The sequence below is a fragment of the Sphingomonas yunnanensis genome (assembly GCF_019898765.1).
GTDB classification, from domain to species: Bacteria; Pseudomonadota; Alphaproteobacteria; order Sphingomonadales; family Sphingomonadaceae; genus Sphingomonas; species Sphingomonas yunnanensis.
Window position 1 is genome coordinate 196,386 of record NZ_JAIOKB010000002.1, and the last position, 17,866, is coordinate 214,251.

At 71.3% G+C, this 17,866-nt stretch carries 13 protein-coding genes; 4 read left to right on the forward strand and 9 right to left on the reverse strand.

All coding sequences use genetic code 11. The features are described from left to right. Positions 1–2 precede the first annotated feature (2 nt). Together K7957_RS07085 and K7957_RS07090 are read right to left on the reverse strand one after the other, a co-directional pair. Positions 3–1,880 carry a PAS domain-containing sensor histidine kinase gene (locus K7957_RS07085; RefSeq protein ID WP_223011291.1) on the reverse strand — a complete coding sequence of 626 codons (1,878 nt, stop codon included), beginning with the start codon at positions 1,878–1,880 and terminating at the stop codon, positions 3–5. A gap of 291 nt (positions 1,881–2,171) precedes the next feature. Then, entirely contained in the window at positions 2,172–4,718 is a 2,547-nt protein-coding gene (locus K7957_RS07090; protein WP_343228335.1) for a TonB-dependent receptor, read from the reverse strand. 432 nt (positions 4,719–5,150) lie between these two features. On the opposite strand from K7957_RS07090, the gene K7957_RS07095 reads away from it, so the two are divergent. Beyond that, positions 5,151–5,858, forward strand: coding sequence for a phosphatase PAP2 family protein (locus tag K7957_RS07095; protein WP_246616830.1), 708 nt, complete (start codon positions 5,151–5,153; stop codon positions 5,856–5,858). 130 nt (positions 5,859–5,988) lie between these two features. Here the strand turns inward: K7957_RS07095 and K7957_RS07100 are convergent, their stop codons facing one another. Together K7957_RS07100 and galE are read right to left on the reverse strand one after the other, a co-directional pair. Next, positions 5,989–6,822: an HpcH/HpaI aldolase/citrate lyase family protein gene (locus tag K7957_RS07100; RefSeq protein ID WP_223011292.1), complete on the reverse strand. Its 834-nt coding sequence runs from the start codon at positions 6,820–6,822 to the stop codon at positions 5,989–5,991. Beyond that, the gene (gene galE / locus K7957_RS07105; protein WP_223011293.1) at positions 6,819–7,829 is read right to left on the reverse strand and encodes a UDP-glucose 4-epimerase GalE; all 1,011 of its coding nucleotides are present in this window, start codon (positions 7,827–7,829) and stop codon (positions 6,819–6,821) included. Before galE ends, K7957_RS07100 begins: the two co-directional genes overlap by 4 nt. Before the next feature lie 67 nt (positions 7,830–7,896). Between galE and msrA the strand changes: the two genes are divergently transcribed. After that, positions 7,897–8,442, forward strand: coding sequence for a peptide-methionine (S)-S-oxide reductase MsrA (msrA, locus tag K7957_RS07110; protein WP_223011294.1), 546 nt, complete (start codon positions 7,897–7,899; stop codon positions 8,440–8,442). 262 nt (positions 8,443–8,704) lie between these two features. Here msrA and K7957_RS07115 read toward each other — a convergent pair whose 3' ends face one another. Then, entirely contained in the window at positions 8,705–9,631 is a 927-nt protein-coding gene (locus tag K7957_RS07115; protein WP_223011295.1) for an L-threonylcarbamoyladenylate synthase, read from the reverse strand. A gap of 36 nt (positions 9,632–9,667) precedes the next feature. Here K7957_RS07115 and K7957_RS07120 point away from each other — a divergent pair, with 36 nt between their 5' ends. Next, complete coding sequence (locus tag K7957_RS07120; protein ID WP_223011296.1) at positions 9,668–11,350, forward strand: acyl-CoA dehydrogenase family protein; 1,683 nt, start codon at positions 9,668–9,670, stop codon at positions 11,348–11,350. A 306-nt stretch (positions 11,351–11,656) separates the two neighbouring features. On the opposite strand, the gene K7957_RS07125 is transcribed toward K7957_RS07120, so the two are convergent. Genes K7957_RS07125 through K7957_RS07140 form a run of 4 tightly spaced genes read right to left on the reverse strand, consistent with a single transcriptional unit; the run spans position 11,657 to position 14,849 of the window. Continuing rightward, positions 11,657–12,145, reverse strand: a complete 489-nt coding sequence (locus tag K7957_RS07125) for a hypothetical protein (RefSeq protein WP_223011297.1) — start codon at positions 12,143–12,145, stop codon at positions 11,657–11,659. Positions 12,146–12,158: 13 nt separating this feature from the next. Continuing rightward, the gene (locus K7957_RS07130; protein ID WP_183921807.1) at positions 12,159–12,515 is read right to left on the reverse strand and encodes a GntR family transcriptional regulator; all 357 of its coding nucleotides are present in this window, start codon (positions 12,513–12,515) and stop codon (positions 12,159–12,161) included. Positions 12,516–12,564: 49 nt separating this feature from the next. Beyond that, on the reverse strand, positions 12,565–13,281 hold the full coding sequence (locus K7957_RS07135; RefSeq protein ID WP_223011298.1) for a SapC family protein: 717 nt from the start codon (positions 13,279–13,281) through the stop codon (positions 12,565–12,567). Further along, positions 13,278–14,849, reverse strand: coding sequence for a tryptophan halogenase family protein (locus tag K7957_RS07140; protein WP_223011299.1), 1,572 nt, complete (start codon positions 14,847–14,849; stop codon positions 13,278–13,280). The genes K7957_RS07135 and K7957_RS07140 overlap by 4 nt, the downstream gene beginning before the upstream one ends. Before the next feature lie 141 nt (positions 14,850–14,990). Between K7957_RS07140 and K7957_RS07145 the strand changes: the two genes are divergently transcribed. Next, complete coding sequence (locus K7957_RS07145; protein WP_223011300.1) at positions 14,991–17,837, forward strand: TonB-dependent receptor; 2,847 nt, start codon at positions 14,991–14,993, stop codon at positions 17,835–17,837. Positions 17,838–17,866: the final 29 nt, after the last annotated feature.

Genomic DNA, 17,866 nt, shown 5'->3' on the forward strand with positions numbered 1-17,866 from the left:
GATCAATCCTCTCCGACGTCGTGCCCGGCGCGGCCGGAATCTGCGCCAGCGTCTAGCGCAGCGCGGGGGTTTTCGCTCGCACTTTCGGCGTCGCGCCAGGCGGGCAGCGCGATCTCGCAGAAGACTCCGTCGTCGCGCAGCTCGAAGCGGGTCCGCGCGCCGAGCTGATAGGGCAGCGCCTGCTCGATCAGCTCGCGGCCATAGCCGCCGCCCGGCGCGGGTCTGTCGGCCACCGGATCGCGCCGGACGCCGGTCTCGTGCCAGCAGACGTGGAGCATCGGCACGCCGCCGCTCGGCGCCACCTGCCAGCTCAGCGCCAGCCGCCCGCCGCGTGACGACAGCGCGCCGTATTTCAGCGCGTTGGTGGCGAGTTCGTGGAGCGCGAGCGCGAAGGTCTGCACCGTGCTGGAGCGCAGCCGCACCCCCAGCGGCCCCGCCATGGTGACCTGTCCCGTGGCGAGCCAGTCGGTCCCGCCGAGCGAGTCGAGCTCGCTCAGTGCGAGCTCGTCGAAGGTGATGCGATCGCCCTCGCTGAGCCGCGCGAGCAGGCCGTTGACGCGTGCCAGCGCGCTCAGCCGATCGTCGAACCGAGCGGCGAAATCGTCGAGCGAGCCGCTGCGCGCGATCAGCTGGTTCGACAGGCCGCGCACCACGCCGAGCAGGTTGCGCGTGCGGTGCTGCAGCTCGGCGACGAGCACCTCGAGACGGTCCGAGCTCGCCTTGGCCGCGGTGGCATCCTCGCTGATGCCGCCGATGCGGTGGACCCGCCCGGCCGAGTCGGGGATCGGGAAGGCGGTGTCGCGGACCCAGCGCACCGCCCCATCGGCGCGGCGGACGCGGAACTCGGCGGTGACGGTCGTCCCGGCGCGCACTTGGCGCAGCGCGTCGAGCGCGCGGTGCCGGTCGACCGGGAGGATCAGCCGCACCAGCCGCCGCAGATCGTCATGGCCGTCGGCGCTGGCGAGCGTCAGGCCGTACAGCCGCTCGAAGGCCGGGCTGGCATATTCGGCCCGCAGGTCACGCGTGTCGCGCACCCACAGAGCGTCCGCCGACGCAGTGCCGAATTGGCGGAAGCGCGCCTCGCTCTCGCGCAGCGCCGCCTCCGCCCGCTTGCGCGCGGTGAGGTCGATCGTGACCACCAGCATGGTGCGCGCCCGGTCGCCGTAGCCGTCGAGCGGCGTGACGCTGCTGTTCGCCCAGACGGTGCTGCCGTCGGGGCGGCGGTAGAGCTTGTCGAGCGCGGCGGTGCGCCCGGTCGCCACCGCGGTCGCCACCACCGCGAGCGACGGCGCGAGATATTCCGGCTCGGTGACGTCGGCGATGCCGTGTTCTAGCAGATCGGCCTCGTCGCGGCCGAGCAGGCGACACAATTCCTGATTGACGCGCACGAAGCGCCCGTCCTGATCGACCTCGGAGAGGCCGACCGAGGCGGCCGAGAAGATCGCCCGCAGCCGCGCGTCGGTCGCCGCGCGTTGCGCGTCGCGGTGCCGCTCCGCCGTCACGTCGCGCTGCACGCCGATCCAGCCCTCGATCGCGCCGTCGGGGGCGCGGATCGGGTCGATCGTCCAGGCGACGACGTAGCGGACGCCGTCCTTGCGGTAGTTGACTGTCTCCCCGGCATAGCCGCGCCCGGCCAGCAGGGCCTCCTTGAGCGCCGCGAGCACCGCGCGGTCGGTCTCGGGGCCCTGGACGACCCGCGGGGTCGCTCCCAGCAGCTCGTGCTCGGCATAGCCGGTGAGCGCACACATCGCTCCGTTGACGAAGCGGATCACCGGCCCTGGGCGCTCGACCTCGGGCCCGGTGATGACGATCGCGTGCCCCGCCGCCGCGGCCGCGCGGCGGAACCAGCGTGCGTCCTCGTCGTGCGGCGATCCGGTCATGCCCCCGCTTACCGGGGCTTAGACCGCGCCGCCAGCGAGTTAACGGGCGTCGCGGTCTGCGGTACGCGGCGACATCTGCCTCGTCCGCATGACCGCACGCCTGACCGAGCGCGGCGCGCGGCCGCCCCCGTTACTGACGTCATCCAGGTTTCGTCTCAGGATCCACCGTGCCCCGTTCTCGCGCGGACGGCATGTCCGGCACCGTGGATCCCGAGACGAGTTCAGGATGACGGCAAGGGGAAAGGCGGGACGGGGGGATGACCGAGCGAGCGCAACGAACCGCGACGACACTCAGAACTTGGCGCCGAGCCGCAGCCCGATCGTGCGCGGGGTGATCGGCACGATATAGGGCCGCTGGTCGCACGCGCCGCACTGCTGGAAGCGTGAGATCTGCCCGCGCTCGTCCCACAGGTTCCGCACGAACAGCTCGAGCGTGTAGCGCGTCCACTCCGCCCCCGCCGCCAGGTTGCCGGTGGTGTAGCCCTCGATCCGCCCCAGTGCCGCGGCCTTGGCGAGCCGCAGGTCCGATGCCGCCGAACTCTGGTGCGACACCAGCGCCTGGAGGTACGCCTTCGCCGCGCCGATCGGCACGGTGTAGCGCGCGGTGCCGCCGATCTTGAAGCGCGGCGTCACCGGCAGGCGCGTGCCGCTCGGCGCGAGCACGTCGCTGCCGTCGCCGAGGCAGGTCACGGTCGCGCACAGGTCAGTCCGGGTCTTGGCGTCGCTATAGGCGCCCGAGGCGGTGAGCGAGAGCGGCCCGGCGTTGACGTTGGCATCCATCTCGATCCCGCGGATGCGCGCGTCCGGCCCGTTCTGGATCACGGTGAAGCTGTTCTCGCCCAGGAACGAGAATTGGAACTGGTCCCAATCCTGCTGGTACACCGCGCCGTTGATCCGCAGCCGCCCGTCGAGCCAGGTCGTCTTCCAGCCGAGCTCATAGTTGGTGAGGAAGTCGGCCGCATAATCGCCGACGTCGCCGCGCCGGTTGATCCCGCCCGGGCGGAAGCCCTTGGACCAGGTGGCGTAGAACAGCAGCAGGTCGGTCGGTTTCCAGGTCGCGTTGAAGCGGTAGGTCACGCCCTGGCCGTCGGCGCGCTTCGGCACCACCTTGCCGTTGTCCACCACGCCGAGGTTGGCACAGGGGATCCCGCCGACGTCCGCGGCGGTGAGGAAGGCGCTGGTGTCGCCGCCGTTGAGGTAAGCGTCGCGCAGCGTGCCGCCGCCCGCGAGATAGCAGCTCGCCACGCCGGTGCGCGAGCTGCCCGCGGCGTTGAACGGCGTCGCGGTATAGGGCCGGCCGTCGGCGGGATCGACGCCGGGGTTGCGGCCGAAGCCGAAGAAACCGACCAGCGAGTTGTCGTAGATGAAGGCGCGCCCACCCGCGGTCAGCGTCAGCCGCGGCGTGAGATCGTAGCTCGCCTCGCCGAACACCGCATAATCCTTGTCGACGCGGTGCTGGCGGGTGAGCCACAGCGTGCCCGTATAGCCGTTGACCGACACGTCCAGTCCCAGGTTGGGGATCTGATAGTCCTGGAAGATCAGGTTGCTCTGCCGCTGGTAGAAGCCGCCGGCGACGATCCGGAAGGGCTGGTCGGCGGGCGAGGCGACGCGCAGTTCCTGGCTGGTCTTCTTGAAATGGTCGCGCCCGACGACGCGCTGGCGCGGGTCGATCGTGTTCCCGGCGGCGTCCTGATAGTAGAAATAGCCCGCCAGCCCGCCGACCGACGAGTAGAGCGAGTCATAGGCCTCGGAATAGTCGGTATAGTCGGTCGACTGCTCGGCGCGGCGGTCGAGATAGGCGCCGGCATAGGTCACGTCCCAGTTGCCGAGCTGGCCCTCGATCGTCAGCGCCGCCTGGGCGAATCGGTCCTTGCGATATTCGGGGTAGAAATGCTGCACCTCGAGGTCGCCGACCTGGGGATCATAGGCGTAGCTGCCGTGGCTGCGCTGCTCCTGGTAGAGCAGGGTCGGCGTCGCGGTCCAATTGTCGTCGAGGTCGATCTTGAGCGCGGCGCGGCCGCCGTAGGTCTCGGTGTCGTTATAGTCCTTCTCGACGAATGCGTCGTTGGTGACGGTGATGCCGCCGGGCTGGGGCAGGAAGCTGCGGGTGCCCGGCACGTTGTCGATGAAACCGGCGTCGCGCTGGTAGAAGCCGACGACGCGCAGCGCCATGCGCTCGCTGAACGGGATGTTGAGCATCCCCTCGGTGGTGTAGCCGATCCCGCCCGAGCGGACGCTGTTCACCTCGCCGTCGACGCGACCGTAGAAGCCCGCGGTGTCGGGCTTGTTGGTGATGATGCGGATCGTCCCCGCCTCGCTCGACGCGCCGTAGAGCGTGCCCTGCGGACCGGCGAGGCTCTCGATGCGGGCGACGTCGTAGATATGGATGTCGAGCGTGCCGCCGATCGTGGTGACGGGCTGCTCGTCGAGATAGGTGCCGACCGAGGGCAGCGAGCCCGAGTGGTTGCCGTCGCCGCCCGAGGCGACGCCGCGCATGTAGACCGTGGTGACGCCGGGCTGCGACGACTGGAACGCCACCGACGGCAGCAGCTGGGTATATTCGTTGAAGTTCGAGACGTTGAGCTGATCCAGCCGGCGCGTGCCGATGGCCTGGATGCTGATCGGCACGTCCTGGATATTCTCGTCGCGCTTCTGCGCGGTGACGATGATGTCGCCGTCCGTCGTGCTGCTGTTCTGCGGCACGTCGGCCTGGGTGGTCTGGCCCGGGCTGGTCGGCGCGGCGGCGACCTGATCCGCCGCCGTAGCCTGCGCCATCGCCGGGGACGCGATCGCTGCCGACGCGAGAAGCTGCACCAGCATGCGACGCTTGAAGCTCACCACCACAATGCCCCCATTGTTTCTTATGTGTGACCGCCATGCTGCGCTGCGGTGGGGGGCCGCGTCAATCACGGCTGCGACGAGGTTCGACATTTTGTTGCCGCCCTCGAGGCGCAACGGCCGCATGGCGCGCGGTGTGCCCGGACGGAGCGACAGGAACGGTGGCGGCGTACAGGCGAGCAGACGTGCGCGCCCCGTCCCTTCCGTCATCCCTGCGGAGGCAGGGATCCAGACGCACGGACCGTCGAAAGGGCCGCTACGTCAGCGACTATGGATCCCCACCCCCGCGGGGATGACGGGCGGAGAGGGGTGACCGGTGACGGGCGCTCAACGGCACCCAGCCCCGCCCAGTCGCCGGACTCGGCGCGGTGCCCCCGGCGAATCTCCTCACCCAGACGCAGCGCCGACGCCGCTCGCTCGTTGTCGCCGACCATGCAGACGATGATCGACCGCGCCGTCCCCACCGAGGAACCGCGCGAGGCCCCGCCCGCCCCGCCCGTCCTGTGGATCGCGCTCGGCCTCGCCGGACTGGTCGGCGTGGCGCTGCTGGCGCTGCTGGTCTGGGGCGGCGCGCCGCTCGCCTGGGACCGCGCGATCATGCTCGCGCTGCGCGTCCCCGGCGACCCGGCGCAGCCGATCGGGCCGCGCTGGCTCCATGCCGCGCTGGTCGACGTCACCGCGCTGGGCAGCGGCACGGTGCTGACCCTGGTCGTGGCGGGGACGATCGGCCTGTTGCTGGTGCGGCGGCTGTGGCTCACCGCGGCGCTGGTCGCGGCGGCGACGATCAGCGGCTCGATCGTCGCGGCGCAGGCGAAGCACTGGGTCGGGCGGCCGCGACCCGAGCTGGTCGACCATCTCGTCCAGGTCACCGGGCTGAGCTTCCCTAGCGGTCACGCGACCAACAGCGCCCTGGTCTATCTCACGCTCGCCGGGCTGGTGGCGCAGGTCGCGGACGGGCGCGCGGTGCGCAGCTACATCTTCGCGGTCGCGATCCTGCTGACCGGGACGATCGGGGTGAGCCGCGTGTATCTCGGCGTGCACTGGCCGTCGGACGTGCTGGCGGGCTGGTGCGCCGGCACCGGCTGGGCGGCGCTGTGGTGGTGGCTCGGCGCGACGCTGCGGCGCTCGCTGGCGCACTAGCCGCTGATCCACCGACGCGCGCCCGTGCTCCGGCGAACGCCGGAGCCCAGGGCCACGAGCGGGACGAACGCGGCTCTAGGCCTCCTGCGTCCGCGGGAGCATCGCGACCCCAGGCGACAGGGACAGCGCGCTAGTCCCCTGGCGCCGCCGCGAGCAGCCGCCGCGCCGCCGCCAGATGCGGCGCGTCGACCATGCGGCCGTCGAGCTGGAGTGCGCCCGCGCCCGGGTTCGCCTCGAACAATGCGACGAGGCGCCGCGCCGCCGCCAGCTCGGTCTCGTCGGGCGTGAAGGCCGCGTTGATCACCGCCACCTGCGCGGGATGGATCGCCATCATGCCGGTGAAGCCGTCGCGCCGCCCGCGCGCGGCGTAAGCGGCGAGCCCGTCGAGGTCGCGGAAGTCGGGATAGACCGTCTCGATCGCGGGCACCCCTGCGGCGTGTGCGGCGAACAGCGCCAGCGCGCGCACCACCTTGTACGGGTCGGTATAGCCGCCGTCCGCCTCGCGCGCGCCGAGCGCGCCGATCGCGGCGGGCAGGTCCTCCGCGCCCCAGGTCAGTCCTGCCAGCCCGACGCCGTCATAGTCGCCCAGCGCGAAGACCGCGCGCGGCGTCTCGGTCGCGATCGGCAGCAAAGCATAGTCGCCCGGCAGCTTGTCGCGCAGCGCTGCCACGGTGGCGCGTCCCTCTGCCTTGGGGAGCACCACGCCGGTCAGCGGCGCGCCCGCCAGCGCGGCGGCGTCGGCGACGAACGCCTCCGTCCCGACCGGGTTGACCCGCACCAGCAGCGCCGGCCCACCCGACGCCCGCTCCACCATCGCGCGCACCGCGTCTCGCGCTGCCGGCTTGGCGGCGGGCGCGACCGAATCCTCCAGGTCGAGGATCAGCGCGTCGGCGCCGAGCCCGAGCGCTTTCTCCATCCGCTCGGGCCGGTCGCCCGGCACGAACAGGAGCGAGCGCCACGTCACCGCGCGCGTTCGGCGAGCCGGCGCTCCCACGCCAGCGCGTCGCGGACGATCCCTTCCAGGTCGTCGCGCTTCGGCGCCCAGTCGATCGTGCGCAGGATGGCGGCATTGTCCGCGACCAGCTCGGCCGGATCGCCCGCGCGGCGGCCTTCGAGGCGTCGCTCGATCGGGTGGTTGGTGACGCGGTCGACCGCGTCGAGCACCTCGAGCACCGAGAAGCCGCGGCCGTAGCCGCAGTTGAGCGTGTGGCTCTCGCCCGGCCGCTCGATCAGCAGCCCGAGCGCGGCGACATGCGCCTCGGCGAGGTCGCTGACGTGGATATAGTCGCGCACCCCGGTGCCGTCGCTGGTCGGGAAGTCGGTGCCGTAGACCGACACCGCCGCGCGCTTGCCCGTCGCCGCCTCGACCGCGATCTTGATCAGGTGGGTCGCGCCCACCGTCGACTGGCCGCTGCGCCCCTGCGGGTCCGCGCCGGCGACGTTGAAATAGCGCAGGCAGCAGTGGTTCATCGGGTGCGCCGCCGAGACGTCCTTGAGCATATGCTCGGTCATCAGCTTGGACATGCCGTAGGGATTGATCGGCACCTTCGGGTCGCCCTCGGCGACGGGGACCCGCTCGGGCGTGCCATAGGTCGCCGCGGTCGAGGAGAAGATGAAGTGCGGCACGCCCTCGGCCACCGCGCTCTCGATCAGGCTGCGCGTCGCCGCGGTGTTGTTACGATAATATTTGAGCGGATCGCTGACCGACTCGGGCACCACGACCGAGCCCGCGAAATGCATGATCGCGCGGACCTCGTGCTCGCGGATCACGTCCCGGACGCGCGCGTCCTCGACCGCGACGTTGACGAAGGCGGCGCGCGGGTCGACCGCCCAGTCGAAGCCGGTGACGAGATTGTCGACGACGACGACGTCATAGCCGGCGTCGAGCAGCGCGAGCACGGCGTGGCTGCCGATATAGCCGGCACCGCCGGTCACCATCACCTTGCCGTCGAGCGTCGCGTCCTGCGTCATGCCTGTCTCCTGTGCCGTTGCCGCGGCCTAGCGGCTTCCTACATGACACGTAAAGGAGACGCTTTTCATGACGGACTATGCGACGCTGGCGGGTGGCTGTTTCTGGTGCACCGAGGCGGTGTTCAAGGACGTGATCGGGGTCGAGAGTGTCGAGAGCGGCTATATCGGCGGCCACGTCCCCAACCCGACCTACAAGCAGGTGTGCGGCGGCGACACCGGCCACGCCGAGGCGATCCGGGTCGGCTTCGACCCCGCCCAGGTGAGCTACGCCGACCTGCTCGATATCTTCTTCGCGACGCACGACCCGACGCAGCTCAATCGCCAGGGCAACGACGTCGGCACGCAATATCGCTCCGCGATCTTCCCCGAGACGGTGATGCAGGAGGAACAGGCCAACCAGGCGATCGCGCGCGCGCAGGAGAATGTCCCGGGCAAGATCGTGACCACGATCGAGGAGTTCGGCGACTGGTACCCGGCCGAGGGCTACCACCAGGATTACTGGGAGACCTCGGGCCGCTCGAACCCCTATTGCATGGCGGTGATCCCGCCCAAGCTGCAGAAGCTGCGGAAGAGCTTCGCCGCGCGCAGCAGGGCGAGCGCGCCGGCGGCTTAGGGTAGCGGCGGCCTGGCGCTGACAGCGTGGCCGCGCGGCGACGTCTCCGGGATGGGACGGTCGTCGCGGGCGCCTGTCACCGATCCGATGGCCGAGCCCCTTCCGTCATCCCGGACTTGTTCCGGGATCCAGCCTTCCGCGTGAGCAACACCGTCTGAGTACGCGGAGCGCTGGATCCCGGACCAAGTCCGGGATGACGAACGAGGTGTGATAGCCGCTGTGCGCGAGGGCGCCGCGTCCGCAGGGACACGGCAGGTACCGCCTACCGCCGCGCCGCCCGCCGCAGCCGGTCGTTGATCGCCACGCCCACGCCCGCCTCGGGCACCGGCGCCACCGCGATCCGCGCCCGCGCGCTCGCGTCGGCGCGGTGGAGTGAGTCGAACAGCCGCGCCGCCGCCTCGACCGGGTCGCCCGCCGCGGAGAGCGTATCGTCGCCCGCCACCGCGCCGTAGCCGATCAGCCACTCGTCCACCTCCGGGGCAACCGCCTCCAGCCGCAGCGGCTTGCGCGGCGCGTAGTGGGTCGCGAGCTGGCCCGGCGCGCTGACGTGCGCGGTCGTGCCCGGCGCGACTGGCAGCACCTCGCCTAGCATCTCCGCGGTCACCGGGCCGGGGCGCAGGATCGTCCGCCCCGCCACGATCGTCGACTCTACTCCCGCGTGGGTCGCGCCGTCGTCGAGGATCAGTGGCACCGCCGCGCCGAGGCTCGCCGCGACATGCTCGGCGCGGGTCGGGCTGATCGCGTTGCTCGCATTCGCCGAGGGCGCCGCCAGCGGCGCACCGCTCGCTGCCAGCAATGAGCGAATCGCGCGGTGCGCCGGCACGCGGAGCGCGATCGTGTCGAGCCCCGCCGTGACCAGCGACGCCACCCCCGCTCCCGCGCGCAGCGGCAGCACCAGCGTCAGCGGCCCCGGCCAGAACCGCCCCGCCAGCGCCCGCGCGTCGCCGTCAAACACCGCCAGCGCCTCCGCCGCGTCGAGGTCGAGCACGTGGACGATCAGCGGGTTGAAGCTGGGCCGCCCTTTCGCGGCGTAGATCCGCGCCACCGCGCGCGAATCACGCGCGTCGGCGGCGAGGCCATAGACCGTCTCGGTCGGCACCGCGACGATCCCGCCGGCGCGGATCGCCGCCGCCGCCGCCGCGATCGCGGCCGTGCCGTAGCGTCGGATCTCGGGGAGTTGAGCGCTCATCGCGGCGGGTATAGCGAGGGCACACAGGAGAGAGAAATGACCTTCGCGCCCGCCATCGCCGACCAGCGCTTCGTGCTCGACCATGTCGTCAAACTCGACGAGATCGCGGCGCACGAGCGCTTCGCCGCCGCCAGCGCGGACACGGTCGAGGCGGTGCTCGAGGGCATCGGTGCGTTCGCGGAGGGCGAATGGGCGCCGCTCGCCACCGCGGGCGATCGGATCGGCGCGCGCTGGACCTCCGATGGCGTGGTGATGCCCGCGGGCTATCGCGCCGCCTACCAGGCCTATGTCGAGGGTGGCTGGGGCACGATCGGGGTCGACGAGCGCTGGGGCGGCCAGGGGCTGCCCTTCGTGATCCAGGCCGCGGTGCTGGAGACGCTCGGCACCGCCAACATGGGTTTCGCGCTCGCGCCGATCCTCACCGTCGGCGCGATCGAGGCACTGGCGCATCACGGCACGCCCGAGCAGCAGGCGACCTACCTGCCCCAGCTCGCCAGCGGCGCCTGGACCGGCACGATGAACCTGACCGAGCCGCAGGCGGGCAGCGACGTCGGCGCGCTGCGCACCACCGCCACGCCCATTGAGAAGGAGGGGGGCGACGGGACGTACCTGATCAGCGGCACCAAGATCTTCATCAGCTTCGGCGACCACGACCTCACCGACAATATCGTCCATCTCGTGCTCGCGCGCACCCCCGACGCGCCCGCGGGGACGCGGGGCATCTCGCTGTTCCTCGTGCCCAAGGTGCGGCTCGACGGCACGCCCAACGACGTGCGCGCGGTGTCGATCGAGCACAAGCTCGGGCTCCACGCCTCGCCCACCTGCGTGCTGTCGTTCGGCGACCATGGCGACTGCGTCGGCGAGCTGATCGGCCCGGAATATGGCGGGATGCGCGCGATGTTCACGATGATGAACAACGCGCGGCTCAACGTCGGCGTCCAGGGCGTGCAGGTGGCCGAGGGCGCGACGCAGAAGGCCGCGGCCTATGCGCGCGACCGCGTCCAGGGCGCGCGCGACGGCGCCCCCGCGGCGATCGTCGAGCATGCCGACGTGCGCCGCATGCTGCTGCGGATGAAGGCGCAGACCATGGCGGCGCGCGCGCTCGTCTATTACGCCTGCGGCCAGGTCGATCGCGCCACGCTCGGCGACGCCAAGGCGCGCGAGCGGCTCGAGATCATGACCCCGCTCGCCAAGGCGCACGCCACCGATCTCGGCAACGAGGTGGCGAGCCTGGGCGTGCAGGTCCACGGCGGGATGGGTTACGTCGAGGAGACCGGCGCGGCGCAGTTCTTCCGCGACGCGCGGATCACGCCGATCTACGAGGGGACGAACGGGATCCAGGCGGCCGACCTGGTCGGGCGCAAGCTCTCGCTCGCCAACGGCGGCGCCTTCGCCGACCTGATCGCGGACCTGCGCCGCGAAGCGCGCCACCCCGCGCTGGCGCGGCTGGTCGACGCCTGCGAGGCGGTCGGGCGGCGGCTCCAGGGGGCGAGCGCGGACGATCGCCAGGCGGCGAGCTATCCCTTCCTGACGATGCTGTCGGTCGCGTCGTGCGGCTGGCTGATGGAGCGCCAGGCGGCGGTTCCCGCGGCCGACGCGGTGAAGCGCGCGGCCTGCGCCTTCTACCTCGACCAGATCGTGCCCGAGGCGCTGGGGCTGGAAGCGGCCGCGAGCGCGAGCGCGGAGGTGCTGTACGCGCTGCCCGCGGGGGCGTTCTAGGCGAGAGGATGGTGGACGAGGGGCGGAGAGAATGAGCTCCGCCTCCTCCTGGCGTCACCCCGGCCACGCCGGGGTCCAGGTGGGACGGCCGTCGTGTGTCTCAATGACGTCCCCCGCCTGGGCCCCGGCGTCCGCCGGGCCGGCATGAGGAGAGCGTACCCAACGACCTCCTCCGCGTGCCCCGGCGAAGGCCGGGGGTCAGTTGGGGGCGCCGGTGAGACTCACCCGGCCTTCGCACCCTGGGCCACGACCTGTCCCGGGGAACGGACGTCGCCGCGCGGAGCACCTAGGCCCCAGGCAGCCCGCTCACTCCCCCGACGGGCACCCGCTCGCCGGGTTCGGCCCCGCGCCCTCGGGGTACCAGCGCGCCACCTTGCGGTCCTCGTCGTAGTAGCAGACCGCGCCCGAGCCGCCGTCGGGCGTCAGCGCGATCGTCCAATTGTGCGGCCCGCAATTGTGCGGCTCGCAGCCGTAGGAGAGCACGCGCCCGTCGACCTCAGCGATGGGCGTCGCGGTGACGTCGCTGTCGAGCACGCGCGCGCGCACTGCCGCGTCGGGCACCGCCGCCGCGGTCGCCGCGCGCACCGCGGGATCGGCGAGGAAGCTGCTGCCACCCTCCACCGCGTCGGTCGGATAGTGGCCGACGTAGCGCACCAGCGCCGCGACCGGCGTGGCGGCGACGCTGGGCGACGCGCTGGGCGCGGAGACAGGCGCCGTGTTGCCGGGCTGGTCGGGCTGCTGTTGGCAGGCGGCGAGCGCGGCGCAGGCCGCGAGGGAGATCAGGCGTCGCATCATGCGCGACAACGCCTCAGCCGGCGACTCGTTCGAGCAGGTCGGTCGCGTCGAGCCCGAGCAGGTCGATCCGCTCGCGGATGCGCGGCCATTGGTGCGCGACGAAATCCTCGCGCTCGGCGCGCCGCAGCCGCTCCGCCGCCCCCGCCAGCACGAACATACCGACGCCGCGGCGCACCTCGACATAGCCGTCGTCCTGGAAGCTCTGATAGGCCTTGGCGACGGTGAGCGGGTTGGCACCGTGCTCGGCCGCGAGCGCGCGCACCGAAGGAAGCTGGTCGCCCGCGGCATAGTCGCCGCGCAGGATCGCCGCGGCGATCGTGCCGCGTAGCCGGAGGTAGACCGGCGAGTCGTCGCTGCTGAGCGCTGCCATGCTGCGTTAATACACTATAGGACGTGGTTGTCGAGCCGCGGCGCGCGGGTCAGTCGCCCGGCGGCAGCTCGCCCGCGGCGATCCGGTCGCCCGGATGCGCCGCGTCGTGGAGCTGGCGCAGTCGTTCGAGCTGGTGGCGCGAGGCGGCGATCACCGCCGCCGCGGCGAGCGCCCGGTCACGGTGGAGCGCCACCACCGCCGCCTCGTCGAGTGCGGCGAGCGCCGCCTCGTCGATCGTGTAGAGCCCGTCGAGCGCGTGCTCGCGCGCGTTGGCGCGGCGCAGCACCAGTCGCCACGGCCGCAGCAGCCGGTGCCGCGCGAGCGCCCCCGCCAACGCGTGCGCCGCGGCGACGTCCGCGACTAGTCGCCGCAAGGCGTCGCGCAGCTCGCTCACCAACGACGTCGCCGCGCCGCGCTCGATCAGCGCCGCGCCGCGCGCGCCGAGCGACGCGTCGGCGGGATCGATCGCGAGCCCGGTGCCGCCCTCGGCGAGGCGGAAGGCGCCGAGCAGCACCGCCTGGGGCATGTAGGTGGCGTGGAAGCCGTCCCCGCCGGCGAAGAGGTTGTCGCCGCCCAGCGCCATCAGCGCGACGAGGTTGAAGCGGCCGGTGCCGGCGTCCTTGGCGAAGCACAGCGGCATGTCGCACGCCGCCAGCGCGATCTCGCCGCGCCCGAGCTGCGCGATCGCGCGCCCCCGCCCCGCCGCCGCCGCGTCGAAGCGCAGCGCACCGTGGCGCGCGGGATCGAGCGCGACCAGGCCGCTCACACCGCCTGCAACCCGTGCTCGCGCACCGCGCGGATCAGGTCGCGGTGGCGCGGCAGCCGCTGCATGGCATCGGCGCGCGCGCGCTCGGCGCGGGCGAGATGGCGTCGTGCCAGCGCGCTCTCGGGCGCGCCCGGGTCGATCGCGGCGTAATGCGCGTCGAACCGCATGCCGTGGAGCACATATTGGTAGCTCGGCCAGGAGAAGACCTCGCGCGCATGCTCGAAGTCCTGCGGCGCGGGAGGCTGCGTGCGCCACAGCTCGAGCCGCTCGGCCAGCCCGTCGGGCCAGGTCGCGGGCGAGGCATTGTCGCGCCAGAAGTCGGTGTCGGTGCGCTTGGTGATCGCATAGTGGAGCTTGAGGAACTCGATGATGCGCGCCCAATGGTGCGTGAAGGCGGCGTTGAACTGGCGCGCGGCGACGTGCATCGCGCCGCGCGTGCGCGGCAGCCGGTCGGCGATCGCGTCCATCGACGCCTCGATCAGCATCAGCGCCGAGGCCTCGAGCGGCTCGATGAACCCCGCCGACAGCCCGACCGCGACGACGTTGTTCTGCCAGAAGCGCTCGCGATGCCCGCCGTCGATGGTGATGCGGCGCGCGGTGAGCGAGTCGGCGGCGGGGCCGACATAGCGGCGCAGCGCGGCCTCGGCCTCGTCGTCGCCGATATGCGCGCTGCTGTAGACATGGCCGACGCCGCGGCGGGTCCACAGCCCGATGTCCCAGATCCACCCCGCCGCCTGCGCGGTGGAGACGGTGTGGCAGGTGATCGGCGCGTCCTCGCTGTCGTACGGCACCTGGAGCGCGATGGCGCGGTCGGCGAACAGCACGTCGCCGCAGCGGCGGAACGGGACCTCGTAGACCCCGCCGATCAGCAGAGCGGCGAAGCCGGTGCAGTCGACGAACAGGTCGCCCGCGATCGCGGCGCCGTCGGCGAGCACCAGCGCGGTGACGTCCCCGCCCTCGGCCTGCTCGACCCGCGCGACGTCGCCGAGGACGTGGCGTACGCCGAGCCGCTCGACCGCGTGCTCGCGCAGCAGCGTCGCGAACTTGCCCGCGTCGAGATGATAGGCGTAGTTCGCCTGGCCGACCCACTCGGGCGTGGTGATCGACTTGGGCGCGAGCCCGGCGTCGCACAGCGTCGCCTGGAAATCGACCCAGGTGGCGAAGTCCGCCGCCGCGGGCGCGTCCGACTGGGCGAGCCAGTGCGGCGCCAGGTCGAGCTCGGTCGCGCCCGCGGGCGGGTTGAGCGGGTGGTAATAGCCCTCGCCCGGCGAATCATCGGTCCAGCCGGCGAATCGCGCGCCCTGCTTGAACGCCGCGTCGCAGCCACGGACGAAGTCGGTCTCGGAGATGCCGATCTTCGCCAACGTGTTACGCATCGTCGGCCAGGTGCCCTCGCCGACCCCGACCGTCGGGATGCGCGCCGATTCCACCAGTGTCACCGCGACGCCGCTGCGCGTGCGCTGCGCCTGCGCGGCGAGTCGACAGGCCGCGATCCATCCCGCCGAGCCGCCGCCGACGACCACGACTTGGGTCACGGGCGCGTCATCATGTCGTTGATTCGCCGACATTATCCTTCTCACACCTCTCCGCTGCGACGTCTTGGCGCCGTTTATGTAATCGATCCCACTTGTATTTGTCCGATATATCCGTGAGACTGTTTTTCGGCAGCACACGCATAACAAGTGTGGCTGCGATAGGGGAGGATGACGGTGGCGACCAGCTTTCGGCAAGTGACGGCGCGTGCTTTTCTTTTCTCGGGCGGCATGGGAAGCGCGATCGGCGCGCTGATCGCCGCCACCCCGGTGCTGGCGCAGGCGGCGGCGCCCGCGGTCTCCGCTCCGCCCAGCCAGGCCGACGCCGACGGCACGTCGGGCGACATCGTCGTCACCGGCATCCGCGGCAGCATCGCTTCCTCCGCCGCGCAGAAGCGCGACGCGGTCGGCATCCTCGACGCGATCTCCTCGGAAGACCTCGGCAAGTTCCCCGACGCCAACGTGGCGGAGTCGCTCCAGCGCATCCCCGGTGTCGCGATCGACCGTACCAACGGCGAGGGTGCGCAGGTCAGCGTCCGCGGGCTCGGACCGGCGTTCAACACCGTGCTGTTCAACGGCCGCAGCTTCGCCAGCGACAATTACAACCGCGCCTTCTCGTTCGACCTGATCCCGGCCGAGCTGATCAGCGGCGCGCAGGTGTACAAGACCGCGCAGGCGCCGCTGCAGGGCGGCGGCATCGGCGCGACGATCAACGTGCAGACGCCGCGCCCGCTCGCGCTCAAGGGCTTCAAGGTCATCGCCACCGGCAAGGCCTTATACGAGAAGAACAGCGACAAGTTCACCCCGCAGGGCTTCGGGCTGATCAGCGACACCTTCGCCGACGGCAAGATCGGCCTGCTCGCCTCGGTGTCGTACCAGCGCCGCATCGCGCAGATCGCCTCGGTCAGCAACGACGGCTACCTGCCCAACAGCTCGGTCGGCCCGAACAGCAACCCGATCGCGACGGGCGTCTACGCGCCGCGCAACTTCGACGTGAACACCGCGCGCGACGACCGTACCCGCCTCGGCGCGACGGTGGTGGCACAATATCAGCCGACCGACGAGCTGACCTTCACGCTCGACGGCCTGTACAACAAGTTCAAGAGCGACTCGAAGACGCGCGCGCTCGGCGCCTGGTTCGAGCCCACCAGTTACACCGCCGCCACCGTCGACGAGAACCGCACGGTGACCTCGCTCACCACCAACGGCAACGCCGACTTCATCTCCTCGGGCGCACTGCGCGAGACGACGACCTGGGAGGGTGGCTTCAACGCCGAGTGGAACCCGGCCAACAACTTCAAGATGGTGATCGACGCGGCTTACTCGCGCGCCAAGAACGCGGGCGGCGGCGGTTCCTATTTCACCGTGATCGGCACGGCGACGCCCTATTCCTTCACCCAGGCCGAGGGGAACGGCATCCCCACGGTCAACGGCTTCGCGGACGGCGTGCTGACCAACCCGGCGCTCGGCCGCACCCATATCGCCGGGATCAACGGCAACGACGTCACCGAGAAGGTGCAGGAATATCGCTGGAACAACGAGTGGAAGCCGGCGTGGGGCGTGCTTCAGACGGTGCGCTTCGGCCTGATGAGCACGACGCGCGACAAGACCAACGTCGCGGTCACCTCGGGCGACGACGTCGGCTGCGTCTACTGCGGCTATCCGACGCTGGCGGACTCGTCGCTGCTGTCGCCCTTCACGGTGAAGGGGCTGGGCGCGCCGAGCGGCTCGGTGCCGACCACCTTCCTCACCTACGACGCGTTCAGATACCTCAACTTCCTCGCCAGCCCCGCGGCCACCTCGGCGCTGGACGCCAAGTACAATCTGGCGCCGGGCACGACGGCGGCGCGCTACGCCGCGACCAACGGCTATGCCGTCGCGCCGCAGCCGGGCACGCGCGTCAAGGAGACGGTGTGGGCGAGCTACGCCGACGTCGACTTCTCGGGCGAGCTCGGCAGCCTGCCGTGGCTGGTCAACGTCGGCGCGCGCTACGAATATACCGAGCTGACCTCGTCGGGCAGCCAGCGCCAGCTGGTCGATTTGACGCCGACCCAGGGCAACCCGCCGACCGACCCGACGATCTACGTCGGCGTGTTCGCCAGCCCGACCGGCACGCCGATCTCGCAGAAGTCGTCGTACAGCAACTTCCTGCCGGCGCTGAACGCGCGGCTCAACTTCACGCAGGAGCTGCAGGTCCGCTTCGCCGCCTACAAGACGCTGACTCGGCCCGCGATCGGTGACCTGGCGCCGAGCCTCGACATCGGTACGCTGCGCCCGGCGACGCTGACCGCGAGCGGCGGCAACCCGAGCCTCCGGCCTTACCAGGCGAAGAACCTCGATGTGTCGCTCGAATGGTATCCGACCCGCACGACCACGCTGTCGGCCGCGGTGTTCTACAAGAAGGTGGACGATTTCATCATCCAGCTGTTCGGCGACGAACTGTTCCCGATCCGCAACGCGGGCAACGCGCAGGGCGTCGGGCTGCCGGTCGGCGGGCTGATCGTCGACCAGAACACCGCGCGCTTCAGCGTGCGGCGCCCGCGCAACGCTACCTCGCTCGACATCAAGGGGCTCGAGCTCAACCTGGTGCACACGTTCGACTGGCTGCCGGGCGTGCTGAGCGGCTTCGGCCTCCAGGCCAACGCCACCTTCGTCAGCACCAACCGCGACTTCGACACCAGCCAGGTCGGCCAGTCGTTCGCCGCGGAGGGCATCGGCAACTCGCAGAATGCCACGGTCTTCTATGAGAAATATGGCGTCTCGGCGCGCATCGCCTACAACCGGCGCGAGCGCTTCCTGCGTGAGCTCGCCGGCGGCGCGGGCAACGAGCCGATCTTCGTGCGCGACTATGGCCAGTTCGACGGCAGCGTCGCGGTGAACGTCACGCCCTACGCCCAGGTGTTCCTGGAGGGCACCAACCTCTTCAACGCCAAATATTACACCACCGGCCGGTTCGACAACCAGCTGCTGCAATACCAGAACTTCGGCCCGCGCTACGACGCCGGCGTGCGCTTCTCGTTCTGATCACCGCGGTTCCGCGCCGGTCCTCGCGA

What these genes read in the sequence shown, in the direction of transcription:
- K7957_RS07085 (WP_223011291.1), bottom strand. Translation starts at nt 1,880, where the DNA reads ATGACCGGATCGCCGCACGACGAGGACGCACGCTGGTTCCGCCGCGCG.
- K7957_RS07140 (WP_223011299.1), bottom strand. Translation starts at nt 14,849, where the DNA reads ATGTCGGCGAATCAACGACATGATGACGCGCCCGTGACCCAAGTCGTG.
- K7957_RS07130 (WP_183921807.1), bottom strand. Translation starts at nt 12,515, where the DNA reads ATGGCAGCGCTCAGCAGCGACGACTCGCCGGTCTACCTCCGGCTACGC.
- msrA (WP_223011294.1), top strand. Translation starts at nt 7,897, where the DNA reads ATGACGGACTATGCGACGCTGGCGGGTGGCTGTTTCTGGTGCACCGAG.
- K7957_RS07120 (WP_223011296.1), top strand. Translation starts at nt 9,668, where the DNA reads ATGACCTTCGCGCCCGCCATCGCCGACCAGCGCTTCGTGCTCGACCAT.
- K7957_RS07115 (WP_223011295.1), bottom strand. Translation starts at nt 9,631, where the DNA reads ATGAGCGCTCAACTCCCCGAGATCCGACGCTACGGCACGGCCGCGATC.
- K7957_RS07125 (WP_223011297.1), bottom strand. Translation starts at nt 12,145, where the DNA reads ATGATGCGACGCCTGATCTCCCTCGCGGCCTGCGCCGCGCTCGCCGCC.
- K7957_RS07095 (WP_246616830.1), top strand. Translation starts at nt 5,151, where the DNA reads ATGCAGACGATGATCGACCGCGCCGTCCCCACCGAGGAACCGCGCGAG.
- galE (WP_223011293.1), bottom strand. Translation starts at nt 7,829, where the DNA reads ATGACGCAGGACGCGACGCTCGACGGCAAGGTGATGGTGACCGGCGGT.